The sequence below is a fragment of the Streptomyces sp. NPDC020958 genome (assembly GCF_055562175.1).
This window is the reverse complement of sequence record NZ_JBVHFU010000004.1, coordinates 561,008-581,025: the sequence shown is the minus strand read 5'-3', so window position 1 is coordinate 581,025 and position 20,018 is coordinate 561,008. Positions and strand designations below refer to the sequence as shown.

The window sequence follows — 20,018 nt, the reverse complement described above, 5'->3', positions numbered from 1 at the left end:
TCACTTCTCCTGCGCAGAGGACGAGGGAATGGTCATCGGGGTGCGGATGATGTCGTGCGCAGCAGCGATCTTCTCCTGGAACAGGTCCCAGCTTGCCTCGGGAGACAGGTGTTGCGGCCGGTAGACGACGGGAACGTCCTCCCGCCAGTCGGCGAAGTCCCAGTTGAATATGCGCTCACGCAGCCTCGGGAAGTCCGGGGTGAGTGGATAGGGAACGAAGTTGTAGAGGTTGAAGAGCCACAGAGCCGAGCTGTTCTGCCGCATCCAGTCGACGGTCTGGCCGTGCGCGGCTTCCGTTTCCTCGTCGAGGCCGCCCATCATGTTGAGCACGACCTTCAGGCCGGCGTCGCTCAACTTGTGGATTTTCGTGGTGTAGTCATCGAGGCCGCGTGAGAGTTTGTTGAGCCGTTTCAGCATCTGGGAGTCGGCCGACTCGAAGCCGAGTTCCACGGCGACGACGCCGAGTTCCAGCATGGCGTCAACGATCCAGTCCTTCACCTGCATGACGTGTGTCTGCACGATGAACCGGTATCCGGGCCGGTCGTGGAAGACGTCCAACAAGTTGGCAACCGCTTCGCGTGACTGGCCGAATGTCTTGTCGCCGATGTAGAAGAGCCGGGTGTCCGGGAACCGGGTGGTGAGTTCGTCCACTTCCTGCTTGAGGGTGTCCTTCTCGACGAGGGTGAGCTGCTTGCTCCAGGCATCGCCGCAGAACGAGCACTGGTACAGGCATCCGTGGCTGGCGTTGAGCCGCAGCAGAGGAACCTGGCCCTCGTAGCCGCCGAGATGGCGGTAGTCCGGTGCCCAGGTGATCCGCTCGGACGCCAGCCCAGGTAGAAGAGGTTTCTCCAGGCCACCGCCCGCCCCGGAGGCGAGGCCCACGAGTCTGCGCACGAACGTGGCGTCGAGCTGGCCGCGGTGTACCGCGTGGACGGAACCGTCCGGGGCGAGTGGGGCCATGTTCCCGCCAAGGACGACACGGCGTCCGGCGTGCTCCAAGTGTTTGGCCACGTCCAGTGCGAGGCGGAAGTTCTGGGCGAGAGGTGACATGAGGACCAGATCGCCGGGGGTTGTCGCCTCCAGCAATGGCTCGGAGCAGGCGTCCGGTTCCGCCGACGTCCTCGACAGGTCACGGAAGACGGAGTCGATGCCCGCTGTGTCCAGCAGGGCGGTCAGATGGGCGACCCACAGCGGCATCTCCCATAACCCGTCGGACGGGATGAAGTACTCGGGGAGTAGCGCCCGGAATCTCCGGTCGTAGTCGCCGTAGTAGCTCGACAGGTGGGGGTCTGGGTCATGACTGGAGGGGAAAGGAAGTTGGACTATGCAGCTCTTGGGCATGGTCGTCCCTTTGCTCGATGATGATGGGGCATCCTCGAAGTGGAGCGGTCAGCTGGACCCGCGGGAGAAGACCGCACAGCGCAGTTCGCTCGTATGGCGTTCTCCGTCGATCTCGAGCCAGAGTTGTTCCGGCGACGGGAGCATTTCGCTGAATTCCAAGGGGGAATCCGACCTCCGGGCAAGACGGAAGATCTGCCTGACGATGAGCGGGGACTCCCAGTCGACGTACACCGGTTTCGGCTCGCCGGGGATCTTCAGGAAACCGTGGCGAGGCAGGCTCAGGTCACGGCGGAGCTTGCGAGCGGCGGCGAACTCGGCCGCGTCCCCCTTCGCCGGACGCGTCCCGGGGCTCCATCCCCGAAGGGCGTTCGCGGGTATGCGCCAGCGCTCCCGGTGCAGTACGACGCGGCCGCAGCGGATGCGCGGCAGATGGTCGTGGCCGATGCTGCGTATTCCGACGCCTCCGAAGTGCCGGGGGAAGGCGAACGGGGACAACGGGTCCTGGCGGATGCTGGGTCCGCCGGCCAGCGGGGCGAGCAGCTTCAGGCGTCCCTCTACTCCCTCAGCGCGGAGCTCCAGGCGTTCGGTGGTCGCCACGACGTACAGCTGATGCGGCTGGAGCACGGCGTCCCGGCTCTTCGGGGACAGCCCGTGAACCTCCAGGTCCGGGCAGGGGTAAGTCAGTTGGGCGGCGGTTTTGTCAGGATGCGCGCGAGAGAGGTCGATCAGCACCTCGTCTTCGTCGAGAAGGCTCTGGTACCGCGCGTAGACCTCGTCGAGCAGGTCCGGGGCCTCGGCCTGCATCATCGGGGCAAAGCTGGAGTGGGTGAGCGCCTCGCGGACGGCATGGCAGTCGCCGACAACGGCGAGGAAGTCGCCGTTGTCGAGCGCGTCGGCGTCCCGTGCGGCGAGCATGACGTCCGGATTGCACAGCGCCGGTGGAGTGGCCGGATGGCGCGCGAGCAGATCCTCCAGCTGACCCCGGTCGACGACCGTCTCGTGCTGATCGCCCGTGGTCCCTGCCAGCAGTACGGCAGTGATCTCGTGGTCGAGCGTCGCGATGTCCCGGTCAACCTCCTCGCACTGTCGGGTGAGCTGCGGCTTGTCCTCGAAGAAGCCGGCGTAGAAGTGCTGGAGAGCAACGGGGTTTCCCAGGCCGAAACGTTCCTTCATCCAGCCATGCAGGATTTCCTGCTCGCGGCGGACACGGAGCCGGGGGGCGATGAGTGTCAGGTCGTAGACCACGGACAGCTCGCGGCTGATGACGCTCTCGACGTCCTGGCCGAGGGCCATGTTCCTGACGGGGCTGTACGCCTCCTCATAGAGGACGCTCCGGTCGGAGTAGTGCAGTCCCTGGGAACGGTTGGCCGCAGTCCCGGTGATCTCCTCGAAGGTCTTCTTGAGGCGGCCCAGCAGAGCTGCCCGGTCTTCGACCGGGCCGTCGGCAAACTGTCGCAGCGTGTCGGCGAACCACCGCACCACCGCGAGATCGGCTGACCCTTCCTCCAGGTGTCCGGTCAGCGTCTGGAGAGGATCGGCGGCCCCGACGGGAATTTCCCAGCGTGCTATCAGCCAGTCCCTGCTCACCAGTTCGTGCAGCACCTTGTCGAAGGCGCGAGGGGAGGGGGTGTCGCCGCGTCGTATCCATGCAGCGCGGAGCTGTGCCACTGTGCGCTCGCCGTCGCATCGTTCCCACAGCCACGTCTGGTCGTTGTCGAACGTTTCGGCCGTCACCTCGACGAAGCGCCAGTCGTCCGGCATGCCCGTCCGCGTCTCGAAGGAGTACAGCCGGATCCGCGAATCCTGGCTGAACGCGAGCGGGCGCCGCCGAGGACGTACGGTCTCGAAGAGTTCAGGGCGGCCGCTGAACGCTTCGGCGATCGCTTCGCCTGCCCAGTGGCTGAGGAAGGCGGCGCGCCGCAGCGGACCGGTGGACCAGGAGATCCCTGTGGTGTCGGGTGCGACCCGGGCTACCGCGAGAGGGCCGAAGTGCGAATGCGTCTCGTTCTTCGTCGTGACCCGCTGGAGATACATGGCGAGCAGATCGGTCATGCGCTTGACATGCCCGTCTGATCCTCCTCCGCCACCGTCGATCCATCCGACGAACTCCTCGAAGCGTGCGTCGTTCGACAGGAGCAGAACCTGCTGGAGCGCGGGGTCCCGAAAGAGGCGTATGACGGTCTCCCGACCGCGAGCCAGCGCGGCAGCATGATCCTTCTCGAAAGACACCCACATGCTGTCCAGGGCCACAACCGCGTCCTGGTAGCGCTTGACCAGCTCCATGGATGTCGGGCTGAGGTCTGTCTCCAGGCGGGCAAGATCCCGCGGTGGGAAAGGACGTAACATGCCCACCCCGGAGGCGATGTCTCCCTTCGTTCCCACGCGCTCCTCGCGCAGCACCGCCTTTAACTGCTGCCCGATCCGAAGCGCCTCATCACAGCGGGTGAGTACGGCGTCTGCGGCTCTCGGAGTCGACGCATCGGCAACGTTCTGCAGGAGAGAGCAGGGGAACCCGGCATGCCGCAGCAGCATGATCGGGGCGAGCGCCCACTCGTTGCGGTCGATGGCGTGGTCGGTCAAGGCGGTACCGCCCCGAAGCCGTGTGTCGTCCTGTCCTCGCCTGTCCATGACTGCCCCCGTCGGCCCTTCAGTGCCCACAACAGGGCGTGACGCTAGTCATGCAATGAGGCGTCTTCAACGGCATATGCGCGGGCTCGCCGACTTCAAGCCAAAGATGACGCGATCGATCACTCTATGGATGAGGTGTCTCCGAGCTGGGCCTTGTCGGTTCTGCTGGGACAGCTCCGAAGCCGGGCGGCACGGCCCAGCGGATCTGAACGGTGGTGAGCTCTCCGGTGCGTGCGTCGCGTACCCAGATCTGGGACAGGTCGTAGGGGTCGTAGTGGACCTCCCGGAGGCCGCCCTTGGCGGTCACTCCTGAGGAGCGGCGCCGTAGCGGGTTCAGTCCGGGGCGGTTGTAGGTGCGGTGGTCAGTTCCGCACGGCCCGTGGACACCGACCCCGACCTCGCTCGCATTCGGCAGGAGCTGAGCGTCACGTCGACGGCCGGGTGAGTTTGGCGGCCACAGCGTCGAGGACCCAGTCCAGGCCGGTCGTGAAGGTCGTCTCGGGCTCCACGTCCGTGCCGTCGTGCACGGCCCTGGCCAGTGCCGGGAAGCGGCCCGTGGCCAGCACCCGCGTCACGTGCGGGCCGTGGGCGCGCTGCCACTCCCGCTCGGACAGGCCGGTGGCGCGCTCGGCCCGCAGGGCCGCGATCTCGCGCCTGATCGCCCCGGTGACGTAGGCGCTGACGGTCTCCACGGCGCGCATGACGGTGTCCACGTCGGCGAGGCCGTCCAGGGCGGCCAGCGTGGCCTCGGTCACCGCCAGGCCGTTGGGGCCGAGGCTCGGACGGCCGCCGAGCAGGTCGGCCAGCCACTCGTGCCGCAGCGCGGTCCGCCTGGTGCGGTGGGCGAGGGTGGCCAGCGCCTCCCGCCAGTCGGCGGGCTGTTCCTCGGGGAGGATCTCGGCCTGGACCTCGTCGACCATGAGGTCGAACAGCTCCTCCTTGGTCGAGATGTAGCCGTACAGCCGCATGGGCCCGGCGTTCAGCCGGGCGGCCACCTTGCGCAGGGACACCGCGTCGAGACCGCCCTCGTCGGCCAGCGCGACGGCGGCGGCGACGATCCGCTCCCGGTCGAGGGGTACAGGTCGAGTCGGCGGCTCGGGCCGGTCCCACACAGTCATGGACACACCGTACCGTTGCTATACAGCGCACCCTCCCAATACAGTGTATCGACATGAGACACCGCATCGCAGTGATCGGAGCCGGCCCCGGCGGCCTCGCCCTCGCCCGCGTCCTGCACCGCCACGGTCACCCCGTCACCGTCCTCGAACGCGATCCCGCCCCCGACGCCCGCCCCCCGGGCGGCACCCTGGACCTGCACGAGGGGCTGGGGCAGCGGGCGCTGGACATGGCGGGCCTGCTGGCGGAGTTCCGGGCGCTGTCCCGTCCCGAGGGGCAGGCCATGCGCATCCTGGACACGGACGGGACCGTCCTGCGCGACTGGCGGCCCCGCCCGGACGACCGGGCCAATCCCGAGATCGACCGCGGGCAACTCCGTGACCTGCTGCTGGGGCCTCTCGGCGTCGAGTGGGGGCGGGAGGTGACGCGGGTGGTGCCGGGGGCCGGGGGCGGCGCGGTGGTCCAGTGCGCGGACGGGCGACAGGAGACGTTCGACCTCGTGGTCGGCGCGGACGGCGCCTGGTCCCGGACCCGCCCGGCGGTCTCGCCGGTGACGCCGCACTACACCGGCGTCACCACGGTCGAGACCTCCCTGGACGACGTCGACACCCGCCATCCCGACCTCGCCCGGCTGGTCGGCGACGGCTCCGTGGCGGTGTACGGGGTGCACCGCAAGCTCGTCGCCCAGCGCAGCAGCGGCGGCCACGTCAAGGTGTACGCCCAGTTCCGCGCGGAACCGGACTGGCACGCGCACCTGGACCTGGCCGACGCCGAGGCCGTACGGGCGAGTCTGCTGTCCCTGTTCGACGGCTGGGCTCCTCCCGTCCTCGATCTCCTCCGCCACGGCCCCGCCTTCGTCCACCGCCCGCTCCACGTCCTGCCCGTGGGCCACACGTGGACCCATGTCCCCGGGGTGACGCTGCTGGGCGATGCCGCCCACCTGATGCCCCCACTGGGGGCGGGCGCGAACCTCGCCCTGCTGGAAGGCGCCGAACTGGCCGAGTCCATCGCCACCGGCTCCGAGGACCTGGACGCCACCGTCCGCGCCTTCGAGGAACGGATGTGGGCACGGGCCGGCCGCTGGGCGCAGATCACGACGGCAGGCCTGGACCGCCTCCTGACCCCGGACCCCGCCACAGCCGTCACCCTCTTCGACGGGGTCCAGCCGTCCTGACCACCGAGCAGAGCTCCGGCTCGGTCAGCCAGCCATGCCAGGCGACCTCACCGGGATCAGGGGCCACTGCCTGCGGTTGACGAACGTGAACAGCAGGCGCGGCTGCGCACGGATGCCCGGTTCCTCGGCCAGCTCCCGCGCGGCGGCCTGTTCATAGGGCTCGCCGACCTGTGCGGCGCCACCGACCTCGACCTCATGGAGCCCGGGGAGGCGCGATACCTGTTCCGACCGCCGGTGGACGAGGACCCGGCGACGATCATCACGACACACCGTCACGGCGACCCGGTGCAGCCAACCCTCCCGGATCGCCTCCCGGCGGGTGACCACCCCCAGCACGCGATCTCGACCGTCGACGCGCTCCCCCCATTCGTCCACGACGCACACCCTGGCAGGACCCACCGACAACGCCGCTTCTCGGCGTGGACCGGCACAGCCATCCGGGTATGACACGGCGCACTATTGCAAGCAGGTGCTTGCAATTGTTAGCGAGGGTGGGGCACTGTGGAGGCATGGCATCGCTCAACGTCGGCAATCTCGGTGAGTACCTGCGCGAGCAGCGGCGCAACGCGCAGCTGTCGCTCAGGCAGCTCGCCGATGCCGCCGGGGTGTCCAATCCGTATCTCAGCCAGATCGAGCGCGGGCTGCGCAAGCCGAGCGCGGAGGTGCTCCAGCAGGTCGCCAAGGCGCTGCGGATCTCCGCCGAGACGCTCTACGTCCGCGCCGGGATCCTCGACGCCGAGCGGGATCTGAACGAGGTGGAGACCCGCGCGGTCATCCTCGCCGACCCCACTCTCGACGAGCGGCAGAAGCAGGTGCTCCTGCAGATCTACGAGTCGTTCCGCAAGGAGAACGGCTTCGGGGCGGGTGACGCCGTCGACGGCGGTGCCAGGACCGAGAACGACAGCGAGAACGACAGTGCAACCGGTCCCCGGCGGACGGCCGGATGAGCCGGCCAAGCGCGCCGGCCGCCGCGCCGCGGACCACAAAACCCTCAGCCGAACTTTAATACGGGAGGACCATCACCATGGCCATCACCGACGACCTGCGCAAGACCCTCAGCGACCCGACCCCGCTCTACTTCGCCGCCGGCACCGCCGACCTGGCCCTCCAGCAGGCCAAGAAGGTCCCCGGCCTGGTCGAGCAGCTGCGCACCGAGGCCCCGGCCCGTATCGAGGCCGTGCGCAACACCGACCCGAAGGCCGTGCAGGAGAAGGCCGCCGCCCGCGCGAAGGAGGCCGGTGCCAAGGCCAAGGAGGCGCAGGCCACCCTCCAGACCCGGGTCAACGGCTTCATCGTCTCCCTCGACGGTGACCTCAAGAAGCTCGGTGAGTCCGCCCAGGACCTCGCCCTGCGCGGGGTAGGCGTGGCCGCCGAGTACGCCGTCAAGGCCCGCGAGACCTACGAGAAGGTCGCCGAGCACGGCGAGCAGGCCGTGAAGACCTGGCGCGGCGAGGCGGCCGAGGAGATCGAGGACCTCGCCATCGTCGTCGAGGGCAAGCCCGAGCCGGTCGGGACCCGGCAGGAGCCGAAGAAGGCCGACGAGCCCAAGGCCGCCGAGGCCAAGCCGGTCACCGTGAAGAAGGCCCCGGCCGCCCCCAAGAAGGTCCAGGCCCCGGCGCCCCGCAAGGCGACCCCCACGGCCAAGAAGACCACCCCGCCGGCCAAGTAAGGGTCGTATCAGCGCTGTGAGCGGGCCGGGCACCTTGAGGGTGCCCGGCCCGTTCTACGGGTACGGTGGCCGCGTAGGGATCGGGGCTCGGGAGAGGAACGGTGGTGGCGGCATGCTGATGCTGGGGTTCGCGGGGTTCCTGGGGATTTTGAAGATCGTCCTGATGGCGCTGGCGGCGTTCGGGCTGTTCGACGCCGCGTTCCGGCGGGAGGACGCCTTCCGTGCGGCCGACAAGCAGAACAAGATCTTCTGGTTGATCATCCTGGCCATCGCCCTGGTCGTCAGCTACCTCTTCTCGATCCTCTCCATCCTCCCGATCGCGGGCGTGGTGGCGAGCATCGTCTACATCGTCGACGTCCGGCCGGCGCTCAAGCAGGTCTCGGGCGGAGGCGGCGGCTGGCGGGGCCGCCGCGGCGGCAGCAGCAGCGACGGCCCGTACGGCCCGTACAACGGCGGCCGCTGACCCCTTTCCGGGGGCGTCCGCGGCGCGGACCCGCTCAGACCTCGCGATCCAGCAGTACGACGGCCACGTCGTCCGTCAGCTCACCCCCATTGAGCTGCCGCACCTCGTTCACCGCCGCGCGCAGCAACGCCTCCCCGGTCAGCCCGGAGTCCAGCTGCCGCCGCACCATCTCGACCATCCCCTCCTGCCCGAGCCGCTCCCCGCCGACCCCCACCCGGCCCTCGATCAGCCCGTCGGTGTAGAGCATCAGGCTCCACTCGGCCCCCAGCTCCACCTGCGTCCGGGGCCACCGGGCACCCTTCAGCAGGCCGAGCGCCGGGCCGTTGTTGTCGTACGGCAGCAGCTCGGCCGGCCGGCCCGGCCGGGCGAGGAGCGGCGCCGGGTGCCCGGCCAGGCACAGGCCCGCTCGGCGCCCGTCCGGCGCTATGTCGACCGTGCAGAGCGTCGCGAAGATCTCCTCGTCGGAGCGCTCGTGCTCCAGCACCTCCTGGAGCGTGCCGAGCAGCTGGTCCCCGCACAGCCCCGCCAGGGTCAGCGCCCGCCAGGCGATCCGCAGCTCGACCCCGAGCGCGGCCTCGTCCGGGCCGTGCCCGCAGACGTCGCCGATCATCGCGTGCACGGTGCCGTCGGGGGTGCGCACGGTGTCGTAGAAGTCGCCGCCGAGCAGGGCCCGGGAGCGGCCGGGGCGGTAGCGGGCGGCGAACCGCAGCGAGGAGCCGTCCAGCAGGGGTGTGGGCAGCAGGCCGCGCTCCAGGCGCCGGTTCTCCTGCGCCCGCATCCGCCCCTCCGCGAGCTTGCGCTCGGTGGTGAGGGAGCGTTTGCGTTCGACGGCGTACCGGATGGCGCGGCTCAGCAGCCGTCCGTCCAGTTCGTCCCGGAAGAGGTAGTCCTGCGCGCCGACGCGCACGGCCTCGGTGCCGCGCTCGGCGTCGCCGGAGGCGGTGAGCGCGAGAACGGCGTGGCGGGGTGCGAGCTCCAGCACGTGCTTGAGCACGGCCAGCTCGCCCTCCGTGTCCTTGCCGCCCGGCGCGGGCAGCGCCAGGTCCAGCAGGATGCAGTGGACGTCGTCGGTCAGCAGCCGCTCGGCCTCGGTGAGGTTGCGGGCGGTGCGGATCCGGATCGAGGTGCCGGACGCGTCGCGCAGCTCGGGCAGGATCGGCGAGCCGGCCGGATCGTCCTCGATCAGCAGCAGGGTGAGAGTGGTGCCGCCTGCGTTCGGCGCGACGGCTTCCGTGCGGTTGGCCTCTTCCTTGAGGGGGCCGCCGTCCTGTGCGGATACGGCGGCCGGCGCCTGACCACTCTCCGCGGCCGGGATCGCTCTCTGCCGCGGTACGGGTACGGGCATCTGTCGGGTTCCTTCCCTCCCCCCGAGGGCGTGGTGGGACGAGGGACTCGACCCCACCGACGGGGACCATAGCGGTACTGGCCACCGCAACGGAATGGTGTGAGCCGCGTCGCTCGGTCTCAGGCCGCTGTCATATGCCGTGTGCTGTACCGCAGTTGGGGCAGCGGGCGGTGGAACAGGGATGACGAAGCTCACGTGCCACCCGGGTTTGAGCGGGTGTTGCCGTGGGCCGGGTCACATGACACAGCTCACGAAAGGGGCATTACGCATCCGGGCGCACCACTCCGAGGATCGGCATCGTCCCGGCGCCCCCGATCGACACCGTCCGTCCGGGCCGCGGGGCCTGGATGATCGCGCCGTCCCCGATGTAGAGGGCGACATGGCTGGCGTCGTCGAAGTAGATGATCAGGTCGCCGGGGCGCATGTCCTTGACGTCGACGTGCTTGAGCTGTTTCCACTGCTCCTGCGAGGTCCGCGGGATCGGCTTCCCGGCGCTCGCCCAGGCCTGCGAGGTCAGTCCGGAGCAGTCGTACGAGTCCGGGCCCTCGGCGCCCCACACGTACGGCTTGCCGATCTGGGCGGTGGCGAAGGCGATCGCCTTCTCGCCGGCCGCGGAGGCCTTGCCGTGGATCTCGCCCAGTATCCCGGTGTCCAGCCAGGCGGTCTGCGCCTTGTAGGCGGCCTGCCGCTCCAGCTCGGCCAGCCGTTCCTTCTGCTTCTTCTGCAGCTTCGACTGGAGCTCCTCGGCGGCCGCGATCCGCTCCGTGATCTTCTTCTTGGCGGCGGCCTTCGCCTTGCGTCCGGCCTCCAGCTTGTCCCACTGGTCGGCCGCGTCCGCCGCGTACTGCTTCAAGTCCTGCTGGGTCTGGGTCAGTTCGCTGATCAGGGCCTTGGTGGCGCGCTCGCCCTGGAGCACCCGTCCGGCCCCGTCCAGGAACTCCGAGGGGTCGTCGCTGAGCATCAGCTGGGCGGTGTCCGGGAGTCCGCCGGTGCGGTACTGGGCGGCGGCCGCCCGGCCCGCCCGCTGCTTCAACAGGTCGAGTCTCTGCTGCCCCTTGACGATCTTCTTGGCCAGGTCGACGATCTGGGCCGACTGCTTCTGGGCGGCCTCCTCGGCGGCGTTGTAGGCGTCGGTGGCGACGGCCGCGTCGTGGTAGAGGTCGTCCAGTTTCCGCTGTACCGCTTCGAGGTCCTTGTCGGGCGGAAGTGTCACCGAGGGGCTCGGGGACGCGCTCGGGGACGCGCTCGGGGAGGGTGTGGGGTCCGGTGCCGCGAACGCCGTGCCGGGTGCCGTCAGTACGGTCACCGCGCAGACCACCGTCACCGCCGTCGCCAGGATCCCGCGCCCACCCGGCCGGACGGAGTGCTTGTCCGGTCCCATGTTCCGCCCCCAGAACTGATTAATCGTCAGTAACATACGATACGGGGAGGATCGTGCCACGCGGCGCCGAAAAGCGACAGGGGTGACGGCAGGTGGGTTCCTCCCCGGATTCCCCCCGGACATGACGATCTCCCCGCCTGTGTGACGTACGCCTCACCGAGATCGTTCCCGCCGTCCCGTCGAGCCGTCCCGTCGAGCCGTCCCGTCGAACCATCCCGTCGGGTCGCCCCGTCAGGCCGCCGGCGCCAACGCCTCCCAGGCCACCGTCACTTCCCCTTGCCGCCAGCGCACCGCCGAGTCCGTCACCGGCCAGTCGGCCGTCAGGTCCCGCACCGCCCGGATCCACCGCTGCCGGGCGCCGTACGACGCGTAGGGCGCGGCCGCCGCCCAGGCGCGGTCGAAGTCGCGCAGGAACGCGTGCACCGGCTCGCCCGGCACGTTGCGGTGGATCAGCGCCTTCGGCAGCCGTTCGGCGAGGTCCGACGGCCGTTCGAGCGAGCCCAGCCGGGTCGCGAAGGTCACCGTGCGCGGCCCTTCGGGCCCGAGCGCCACCCACACGTGCCGTCGCCCGATCTCGTCGCAGGTCCCCTCGACCAGCAGGCCGCCGGGCGCGAGCCGCGCGCGCAGCCGCTCCCAGACGCCGCCGACCTCACCTTCGTCGTACTGCCGCAGCACGTTGGCCGCGCGGATGAGCAACGGCCGCGTGGGGACGGGGATCTCGAACCCGCCGTGCCGGAAGGCGAGCCCCTCGCGCTCGTACGGTCGCGCGGCGGCCACCCGGGCGGGCTCGATCTCGACCCCGACGACCCGAGCGCGCGGCGCGACGGTCCGCAGCCGCCCGAGGAGCTCGACGGCGGTCCAGGGCGCGGCCCCGTACCCGAGGTCGATGGCCAGAGGGTCGCGGGCGCGCCGCAGTTCGGCCCCGTGGGACGCGGCGATCCACCGGTCCATGCGGCGCAACCGGTTGGGGTTGGTGGTCCCGCGCGTCACCGTCCCCACGGGGCGGGAGGCGCGGGTAGTCATGCATACGAGGGTAAGTGTGAGCGCCACTTCGGGCCCCACCCCCCCCACGCTCCCCATCCCCACGCACGCCACCCCCACGCCCCCGGTCATCGAACGGTTGAGCGACGACAGGCAATCTGTCGGTAAAATTGACCACCGCCGGAATGGGAACCCGTCCTCCCGCTGTTGCAGACCGAGAGGACCCCCACGTCCTCCCGAAGGCATGCCCGCACAAGGAGGACCGCCACGTGAGCCAGTACGTCAGCAGGCTCCTGCGCTCCCGCCGCCCCCGCCGCGTCGCCATGCTCTCCGTGCACACCTCACCGCTCCACCAGCCCGGCACCGGCGACGCGGGCGGCATGAACGTCTACATCGTGGAGCTCGCGCAGCGCCTCGCCGCGATCGACATCGAGGTGGAGATCTTCACCAGGGCCACCGCCGGCGGCCTCCCGCACACCGTGGAACTCGCCCCGGGCGTCCTCGTACGGCACGTCGACGCCGGCCCCTACGAGGGGCTCGCCAAGGAGGACCTCCCGGCCCAGCTGTGCGCCTTCACGCACGGCGTGATGCAGGCCTGGGCCGGCCACCGCCCCGGCTACTACGACCTCGTCCACTCGCACTACTGGCTCTCCGGCCACGTCGGCTGGCTCGCCGCCCAGCGCTGGGGCGTCCCCCTCGTGCACGCCATGCACACCATGGCCAAGGTCAAGAACGCCAGCCTGGCCGACGGCGACACGCCCGAGCCCGCCGCCCGCGTCATCGGCGAGACCCAGATCGTGTCCGCCGCCGACCGGCTGATCGCGAACACCTCCGAAGAGGCCGAGGAACTCGTCCACCACTACAGCGCCGACCCCGCGAAGGTCGCCGTCGTCCACCCCGGCGTGAACCTCGACCGGTTCTGTCCCGGCGACGGCCGCGCCGCCGCCCGCGCCCGCCTGGACCTCCCGCAGGACGCCCTGGTGCCGCTCTTCGCGGGCCGCATCCAGCCGCTGAAGGCCCCCGACGTGCTGCTGCGTGCCGTGGCCGTCCTCCTCGACGAGCGTCCCGAACTCCGCTCCCGGATCGTCGTGCCGATCGTCGGCGGTCCCAGCGGCAGCGGCCTCGCGAAGCCGGAGGGCCTGCAGAAGCTGGCCGCGCGGCTCGGCATAGCGGACGTGGTGCGGTTCCGGCCGCCGGTCGGGCAGGAGCAGCTCGCGGACTGGTTCCGGGCCGCCTCGGTCCTCGTGATGCCCTCCTACAGCGAGTCCTTCGGCCTGGTGGCGATAGAGGCGCAGGCGGCGGGCACCCCGGTCGTCGCCGCGTCGGTCGGCGGGCTTCCGGTGGCCGTACGGGACGGCGAGACCGGCTTCCTGGTGCGCGGCCACGATCCCGCCGCGTACGCGCGCGTGCTGAGCCGTTTCGCCGACGACCCGTCCCTCGCCGACCGTTTCGGCAGCGCCGCCGCCCGGCACGCCGGGTGCTTCGGCTGGGACACGGCGGCCGCCGCCACCGCCGACGTCTACCTGGCCGCGACCCAGTCCCACCGCCGTCGCGTACGCTCGGCCCATGGGTGATGCTTCACAGGAACAGCGGGCGGCGCAGGTCATCGAGGGTGTCCTGAAGGACGCCGAACTGGAGTGGGAGAGCCCGGAGTCCGGCAGCTACGTCGTGCAACTCCCCGGCACCCGCAAGCTGAAGACCACCGTCTCGCTCCTGGTCGGCCGTCACTCGCTCTCCCTGAACGCCTTCGTCATCCGTCACCCCGACGAGAACGAACCGGCCGTGCACCGCTGGCTCCTGGAGCGCAACCTGCGGCTGTACGGCGTGAGTTACGCCGTCGACCGGCTCGGCGACGTGTACCTCACCGGCAGGCTGCCGCTCGGCTCCGTCACCGCCGACGAGATCGACCGCCTGCTCGGCCAGGTCCTGGAGGCCGCGGACGGCGCCTTCAACACCCTCCTGGAGCTGGGCTTCGCCTCCTCGATCCGCAAGGAGTACGCGTGGCGGGTGTCGCGGGGCGAGTCGACCCGGAACCTGGAAGCGTTCACTCATCTGATCGAACACCCCGCTGACTGACCTCTGCATGGCCCTTTCGTGGGGCACGGCACCCGTGGCATGCTCACGCTCGACGCAGATCTGAACGTCGTTCACATCCATGACTGACTCGCATGGAAGGACGCGCAGAATGAGTACCGCGCACCACGGCATGACCAGACGGACCCTGCTCGCCGGCGCCACGGCAGTGGCCGCGACCGCAGTCGCCGGTGTCGGCACCGCCCGCGCCTCCGACGCCCAAGTCCCCGCCCTCTGGCGTGAGTTCATCCGCACCCCCTTCACCCACCCGCAGATCCCGTACGTCGGACGGGCCGGCGCCGCACGCATCCGCCGGCTCCCCGTGGTGACCGACGTGCGTGCCCATGGCGCCGTGGCCGACGGCGTCACCGACTGCGCCCCCGCGATCAACCGTGCCATCGCCGCAGCCGCCAGGGCCGGCGGTGGCACGGTCACCATCCCGCCGGGCACCTTCCGCATCGACGGCCTGGTCCAGCTCGGGTACGACCACGTGGTGCTGCGCGGCGCGGGCAGCGGCCGCACCACCCTGTACGCGACGAAGAACCTCACCGAGCTGATCGGCCCTTACGGCTCCCGCTACGGCGGCACCAAGTCGGCGTGGTCCTGGGCGGGCGGCCTGATCTGGCTGGCGCCGAAAGCCCGTTGGGACTCCTTGGTGGCCGCCGTCCGGGCGCAGGCCTGGCCGTTCGAGGGCTGGACCGGCAACAAGCGCGACGAGTGGGAGCAGTTGACGCCCGTCGCGCCCGCCCGCCGGGGCGACTGGACGGTCACCGTCGCGGACGCCGCCCGGCTCCGCCCCGGCCGCCTGGTCCTGCTCCGCGTCTTCGACGACACCGCTCACACCCTCCTCCAGCACATGTCGGGCGGCGGTCCGGGCCCCGCGGCCTACACCTGGGAGGACAAGACCAAGCTGCTGTCCTACGTCCCCTACGAATGGCCCGTCCGCGTCACCGCCGTCCGCGGCCGCCGGGTGACCCTGGAACGCCCGCTCCCGGTGGACCTGCGCCCCGAGTGGAACCCCCGGTTCACCACGCACGTGCCGGAGTTGACCGGGTCCGGGGTCGAGGGCCTCACCCTGGACGTGATGGAGACCCCGCAGTCCCCGCACCTCCTCGACAAGGGCTACAACGGGGTCGTCCTGCAGTGCGCGTACGACTGCTGGGTGGACGACGTCACGGTCCGCAACGTCGACAACGGCTTCGGTCTGGTCGCCGCCTCCGCCTGCACCCTGCGCCGCACCCGGGTCGGCGGCCGGGGGGAACACCACCCCTACTTCTGCCGCGAGGGCTCCCACGACAACCTCGTCGAGGACTTCACGATCGAACAGCGCACGGTCCCGGCCCCGTCCGACACCCAGCTGCACGGCATCAACGTCGAGGGCCTGTCCTCCCACAACGTCTGGTCACGCGGCGAGATGCAGATGGGCACCTTCGACTCCCACCGCGGCCTGCCCTTCGCGAACGTCCGCACCGACATCACGGTGAACAACAACGGCCGGCACGGCGGCGACGCCAACGCGGGCCCGCTGTTCGGAGCGCGGTTCACCCACTGGAACGTACGCGTGACCAACGGCAGGGCGGGCCTGATGCGCCTCGACGGCCTCGCCCCGTACTCCGCCACCGTCGGCCTCAACACGGTCACCGACTTCGACCAGATCGACGTACCCGACTTCACCGGCGACCTGCACTCCCGCCTCGACCTGTACGGCACCTGGGACGCGGTACGGCCACGGAACCTGTACGAGGCTCAGCGCGCGCTGTCCCGGTAGCGCCCCGGGGGCACCCCCACCAGCCTCTTGAAGTGCCGGGTCAGGTGGGCCTGGTCGTAGAAGCCGGTGGCGGTGGCCGTCTCGCCGGGCGGGACCCCGTCGAGCAGCAGCCGACGGGCCCGGCCGACCCGGCGGGACATCAGGTACTGGTGCGGGGCGATGCCGTACGCGCCGCTGAACGCCCGCACCAGATGGGCCGGATGGGAGTGCAGCAGCCGTGCGGCCTCCGCCAGGGCGAGGCCCTCGGTGACCCGCTCGTCGAGGAGTTCGCGCAGGGTGCGGGCGAGCGCCGGGTCGGGGCGCCGCCGGGTCTCCGGGCGGGTGTCCGGGCGGGTGTCCGGCCGGGGGCGGAGCAGGTCGCGCAGCCGTTCGCCGATGAGGGTGAGGCGGCTCTCGGCCTCCAGCTCGTCGCCGGGGCGGGCGAGCGCGGTGTGCAGCCGGCCGACGCGCTGCCGGAGCAGAGGGTCGCGCAGGTCGGGGCCGTCGACGGCGGCCCCGATGAGGTCGTCGCCGAGCAGCGCCCTGTCCAGGTAGACCACCCGCTTGCGGAAGCCGTCCGCGGTGGCCGGGGAGCCGTTGTGCGGCACGTGCGGGGGCAGCAGCGAGACCGTGTCGCCCGGGGTGCCGTGCTCGTGCCGGTCGAGGTCGTACCGTACGGCGCCGTCGTCCACGATGAGCAGCGTCCAGGCGTCGTGGACGTGCATCGGATAGGCGTACCCGGTGAAGCGCGCGTGGAAGACCTCGGCGACGCCCGGGACCCGGGGACGCCACGCGGTGACCTCCTGGGTGGCGGGCTGCCGGGCGTTGGCGGGGTGCCGGTTGGCCATGCAAACAACGTACAAGACGGGGCGGTACGCCGATCGGCAGTCTCATGCCATGAGTTCCTTGAGTTCCCCGAGTTCCCCGAGTTCCCCGAGTTCCTTGAGTTCCGTGAGTTCCACGGGCACCGAACCAGTCCGTTTCGACACGAAGATCGCCGTACTGCTGCGCGAGGACCTGGAGTCCTGGCAGCGCCTCAACGTCACCGCGTTCCTCGTCAGCGGACTGGGCGCGACCGTCCCCGAGGTGGTCGGGGAGCCCTACGAGGACGCCGACGGGGTGGCGTACCTGCCGATGTTCCGGCAGCCGGTGCTGGTCTTCGAGGGGACGAAGGAGACGCTGCGGGCGGCGCACGAGCGGGCCCTGAGCCGGGCGCTGTTCCGTGCCGTCTTCACCGCGGACCTGTTCACGACCGGCAACGACCGCGACAACCGCGCGGCGGTCCGTGCCGTACCCACCGCCGAGCTGGACCTGGTCGGGCTCGCCGTCCACGGGCCGCGGAACGGGGTGGACAAGGTGCTGAAGGGGGCGCGGATGCATCCGTGACTCCGCCGACCGGAGGAATCGCATGGCGTGACCGGGTGAGCGGATGATCGTATCCGACCATCATCATGACGAATGTCGCATCTCAGAAACATGCGATACCTCCGATTCCCCAGCTCGGCCGTGGTCGCGGCGGCGATCGTCACCTGTGCGGCGGGCGGACCGGCAGCGGCCCGCGACGACTCCTCCGCCACACCGGTCGCCTGCAACTCGACGGCGCTGACGACCGCCGTCGCCACCGCGTCACCGGATGAGGTCCTGTCTCTCTCCGCCGGCTGCACCTACCGGCTGACGGCTCCCTTCAGCACCGGTGACGGCCTGCCGGTCGTCGACCAGAAGCTCACGATCCGGGGCAACGGCGCGACGATCGTCCGGTCCGGGAACCCGCCCGCCACCTTCCGGATCTTCCACGTCGCCGCGGGCGGCAACCTCCGGCTGGAGGACCTCACCGTCCGCGGCGGCAGCACCGACGGGGACGGCGGGGGAGTGCTCGTCGACAGCCGCGGCAGGCTCACGCTGTCCGGCGTCGACGTGATCGACAACACCGCCACCGGCAACGGGGGCGGGGTCGCGGTGTCCCCGAACGCCACGGCGGTCGTCCGGAACGGCTGGGTGGCGTTCGACAACGCGGCCTACGGGGGCGGGGTGTACAGCGCGGGCACGCTGAGCGTGCAGGGCACCGAGTTCAGCCGCGACCACGCCCGGAGCGTCGGCGGCGCGCTCTACCTGGCCGCCGGCAACACCTTCGTCGACGCGAGCCTCATCAGGCGCAACACCTCGGCCTGGCGGGCCGGTGGGGTCGCCGCCAGCGGCAGCGCGTCCCTGGAGGTCAGCGAGAGCAAGGTCGCGAACAACACGGCGGCCGGTGACCAGGGCGGCGGGATCTGGAACCTGTCGCGGCTGAGGCTGACGAACACCGAGGTCGTCGGCAACGTCGTCGCAGGCACGGCGGGCGTCGGCGGCGGCATCTACAACGCCACGGGCAACGCCGAGCTCGTCCTGGAGGACAGCAAGGTCCTCACCAACAGCGCGAACGGCGTCGGCACCTCCCGGGCCGGTGGCATCTACAACAACGCCGGACGCGTCACCCTCGATCACACCTACGTCCGCGACAACGCCTCCAGGGTGGCTCCGGGCGGCGTCTACACCACCAACCAGTTCACGGTCCGCGACGCGACGATCACCCGGAACACCCCGACGAACTGCGCGGGCAGCCCGGTCATCGTCACGGGCTGCACGGACTGACCCCCGCGCGCGCGAGCGGGGCGGCGGCCGTCAGGCACGTACCTCGGCCGCCGCCTCCGCCCCGCCCGCAGCCGCATCCGCGGTCCCCGTCGCCGCATCCGCGGTCCCCGTCACCGACGCGTGCTCCTCCGGCAGGCGGCGCATCAGCAGCCCGTACCCGAGCGCGGCCCCCGTACCGACCACCGCGCACAGCCCCCACAGCCACCGCGCCCCGAACCGGTCGATCACGACACCGGACATCAGCGGCGCGATGAGCGCGGCGGCGGACCAGGACAGCGTGTACATCCCCTGGTAGCGCCCCCGCCCGTGGACCGGCGAGAGCCGTACCACGAGCCCGGTCTGGGTCGGCGCGTTGACGATCTCCGCGAGCGTCCACACGCACACGGTGAGCGCGAAAACCCCGACGGACCCGGCGAAGGCGGTGAGCCCGAAGCCGTACCCCGCGAGCAGGGACGACACGACGAGCAGGGAGCGCGGATCGCGGTGCTCGATGACGCGCGTGACCGGAATCTGCAGCACCACGATCAGCACGCCGTTCGCGGCGATGGCCAGGCCGTAGTCGGCGGGGGTGAACCCGGCCTCGCCCATGGCCACCGGCAAGCCGACGGACCCCTGCTGGAAGACCAGCGCGACGAGGAAGGACAGTCCGACGACGGCCATGTACCGGCCGTCGCGCAGCACGCTCCCGAGGCCGACCGCCTCGGCCTCCTTGACGGTGCGCTGCGGCCGGGACTCGGGCAGCTTGAGGAAGACGAGGACCGCGCACACGGCGGTCATCCCGGCCTCGACGAGGAACCCGGCGCGATAACTGACCTCGGCGACGAACCCGGCGCCCACGGACGAGAAGGCGAACCCGAGGTTGATGGCCCAGTAGTTGAGCGAGAACGCCCGCACCCGGTCCTCGGGCCGCACGATGTCGGCCATCATCGCCTGCACGGCGGGCCGGGAGGCGTTGGAGGCCATGCCGACGAGGAAGGCGACGACGGCGATGGCGACGGGGTCCTGCACGAACCCGAGCAGCGCGACGGCCCCGGCGGTGGCGCTCTGGGCGACGAGCAGGGTGGGCCGCCGTCCCAGCCGGTCGGCCATCACCCCGCCGCCCAGCGAGGACACGACGCCGCCCAGCCCGTGCAGCGAGGCGACGAGCCCGGCGTACGAGGCGCTGTATCCCCGGTCCAACGTGAGGTAGAGGGCCATGTACGTGGCGACGAAGGCGCCCAGCCGGTTGACGAGGGTGCTGGTCCACAGCCACCAGAACTCCCGGGGCAGACCGGAGACGGTCTCCCGGACGGCGCGGCGCAGGGCTGCGGACGGCATGGCTCCCCCAGGGCAAGAAGTAAGTAGTGCGAGGCTTGAACGGAACTTACTGACCCCTTGCTCTGCTGAGCCACTCAATTAACAAATGCAGTCAACTGTCCGCCCCCTGGGACGCCACCCTGCCGTCGGCTCCCCGGCTCGAACACGTCGATTAC

17 protein-coding genes and 1 pseudogene are annotated in these 20,018 nt (G+C 70.7%); 9 read left to right on the top strand and 9 right to left on the bottom strand.

Annotated elements, in window-relative coordinates:
* From ACZ3KP_RS16555 to ACZ3KP_RS16545, 3 genes are all read right to left on the bottom strand, one after another.
* A complete protein-coding gene (locus tag ACZ3KP_RS16555) occupies positions 1–1,341 on the bottom strand; it encodes a B12-binding domain-containing radical SAM protein (RefSeq protein WP_467500110.1) in 1,341 nt (446 codons plus the stop codon).
* A 48-nt stretch (positions 1,342–1,389) separates the two neighbouring features.
* Complete coding sequence (locus ACZ3KP_RS16550; RefSeq protein WP_467500108.1) at positions 1,390–3,921, bottom strand: lantibiotic dehydratase; 2,532 nt, start codon at positions 3,919–3,921, stop codon at positions 1,390–1,392.
* A gap of 473 nt (positions 3,922–4,394) precedes the next feature.
* On the bottom strand, positions 4,395–5,087 hold the full coding sequence (locus ACZ3KP_RS16545; RefSeq protein WP_467500106.1) for a TetR/AcrR family transcriptional regulator: 693 nt from the start codon (positions 5,085–5,087) through the stop codon (positions 4,395–4,397).
* Between the two features lie 53 nt (positions 5,088–5,140).
* Between ACZ3KP_RS16545 and ACZ3KP_RS16540 the strand changes: the two genes are divergently transcribed.
* The gene (locus ACZ3KP_RS16540; RefSeq protein WP_467500104.1) at positions 5,141–6,259 is read left to right on the top strand and encodes an FAD-dependent oxidoreductase; all 1,119 of its coding nucleotides are present in this window, start codon (positions 5,141–5,143) and stop codon (positions 6,257–6,259) included.
* Here the strand turns inward: ACZ3KP_RS16540 and ACZ3KP_RS16535 are convergent.
* Positions 6,228–6,664: pseudogene (locus ACZ3KP_RS16535) on the bottom strand (NUDIX domain-containing protein). The gene ACZ3KP_RS16540 and the pseudogene ACZ3KP_RS16535 sit on opposite strands and share 32 nt — an antisense overlap.
* A 104-nt stretch (positions 6,665–6,768) precedes the next feature.
* On the opposite strand from ACZ3KP_RS16535, the gene ACZ3KP_RS16530 reads away from it, so the two are divergent.
* From ACZ3KP_RS16530 to ACZ3KP_RS16520, 3 genes are all read left to right on the top strand, one after another.
* Positions 6,769–7,206: a helix-turn-helix domain-containing protein gene (locus tag ACZ3KP_RS16530; RefSeq protein ID WP_358974538.1), complete on the top strand. Its 438-nt coding sequence runs from the start codon at positions 6,769–6,771 to the stop codon at positions 7,204–7,206.
* Positions 7,207–7,283: 77 nt separating this feature from the next.
* Complete coding sequence (locus ACZ3KP_RS16525; RefSeq protein ID WP_467500102.1) at positions 7,284–7,928, top strand: hypothetical protein; 645 nt, start codon at positions 7,284–7,286, stop codon at positions 7,926–7,928.
* 112 nt (positions 7,929–8,040) lie between these two features.
* Complete coding sequence (locus tag ACZ3KP_RS16520; RefSeq protein WP_358974532.1) at positions 8,041–8,391, top strand: DUF2516 family protein; 351 nt, start codon at positions 8,041–8,043, stop codon at positions 8,389–8,391.
* A 34-nt stretch (positions 8,392–8,425) separates the two neighbouring features.
* On the opposite strand, the gene ACZ3KP_RS16515 is transcribed toward ACZ3KP_RS16520, so the two are convergent.
* The 3 genes from ACZ3KP_RS16515 to ACZ3KP_RS16505 form a co-directional block, all read right to left on the bottom strand.
* On the bottom strand, positions 8,426–9,736 hold the full coding sequence (locus ACZ3KP_RS16515) for a PP2C family protein-serine/threonine phosphatase (protein ID WP_467500099.1): 1,311 nt from the start codon (positions 9,734–9,736) through the stop codon (positions 8,426–8,428).
* A 262-nt stretch (positions 9,737–9,998) separates the two neighbouring features.
* Positions 9,999–11,117, bottom strand: a complete 1,119-nt coding sequence (locus tag ACZ3KP_RS16510; RefSeq protein WP_467500097.1) for a C40 family peptidase — start codon at positions 11,115–11,117, stop codon at positions 9,999–10,001.
* A 231-nt stretch (positions 11,118–11,348) separates the two neighbouring features.
* Positions 11,349–12,140, bottom strand: coding sequence for a class I SAM-dependent methyltransferase (locus ACZ3KP_RS16505; RefSeq protein ID WP_467500095.1), 792 nt, complete (start codon positions 12,138–12,140; stop codon positions 11,349–11,351).
* A gap of 227 nt (positions 12,141–12,367) precedes the next feature.
* On the opposite strand from ACZ3KP_RS16505, the gene mshA reads away from it, so the two are divergent.
* The 3 genes from mshA (at position 12,368) to ACZ3KP_RS16490 (ending at position 15,939) form a co-directional block, all read left to right on the top strand.
* The gene (mshA, locus tag ACZ3KP_RS16500; RefSeq protein ID WP_467500093.1) at positions 12,368–13,672 is read left to right on the top strand and encodes a D-inositol-3-phosphate glycosyltransferase; all 1,305 of its coding nucleotides are present in this window, start codon (positions 12,368–12,370) and stop codon (positions 13,670–13,672) included.
* The gene (locus tag ACZ3KP_RS16495) at positions 13,665–14,174 is read left to right on the top strand and encodes a type III secretion system chaperone family protein (protein WP_467500091.1); all 510 of its coding nucleotides are present in this window, start codon (positions 13,665–13,667) and stop codon (positions 14,172–14,174) included. Before mshA ends, ACZ3KP_RS16495 begins: the two co-directional genes overlap by 8 nt.
* A 109-nt stretch (positions 14,175–14,283) precedes the next feature.
* Positions 14,284–15,939 carry a glycosyl hydrolase family 28-related protein gene (locus ACZ3KP_RS16490; protein ID WP_467500089.1) on the top strand — a complete coding sequence of 552 codons (1,656 nt, stop codon included), beginning with the start codon at positions 14,284–14,286 and terminating at the stop codon, positions 15,937–15,939.
* Here ACZ3KP_RS16490 and ACZ3KP_RS16485 read toward each other — a convergent pair.
* A complete protein-coding gene (locus ACZ3KP_RS16485) occupies positions 15,918–16,766 on the bottom strand; it encodes an AraC family transcriptional regulator (protein WP_467500087.1) in 849 nt (282 codons plus the stop codon). The genes ACZ3KP_RS16490 and ACZ3KP_RS16485 overlap by 22 nt on opposite strands.
* Positions 16,767–16,869: 103 nt before the next feature.
* Between ACZ3KP_RS16485 and ACZ3KP_RS16480 the strand changes: the two genes are divergently transcribed.
* Both ACZ3KP_RS16480 and ACZ3KP_RS16475 read left to right on the top strand, forming a co-directional pair.
* Positions 16,870–17,304: a DUF2000 family protein gene (locus ACZ3KP_RS16480; protein WP_467500085.1), complete on the top strand. Its 435-nt coding sequence runs from the start codon at positions 16,870–16,872 to the stop codon at positions 17,302–17,304.
* Between the two features lie 90 nt (positions 17,305–17,394).
* Positions 17,395–18,546 (top strand): hypothetical protein, encoded by a 1,152-nt coding sequence (locus ACZ3KP_RS16475; protein WP_467500083.1) that lies wholly within the window; start codon positions 17,395–17,397, stop codon positions 18,544–18,546.
* 30 nt (positions 18,547–18,576) lie between these two features.
* On the opposite strand, the gene ACZ3KP_RS16470 is transcribed toward ACZ3KP_RS16475, so the two are convergent.
* Positions 18,577–19,863: an MDR family MFS transporter gene (locus tag ACZ3KP_RS16470; RefSeq protein WP_467500081.1), complete on the bottom strand. Its 1,287-nt coding sequence runs from the start codon at positions 19,861–19,863 to the stop codon at positions 18,577–18,579.
* Positions 19,864–20,018 lie beyond the last annotated feature (155 nt).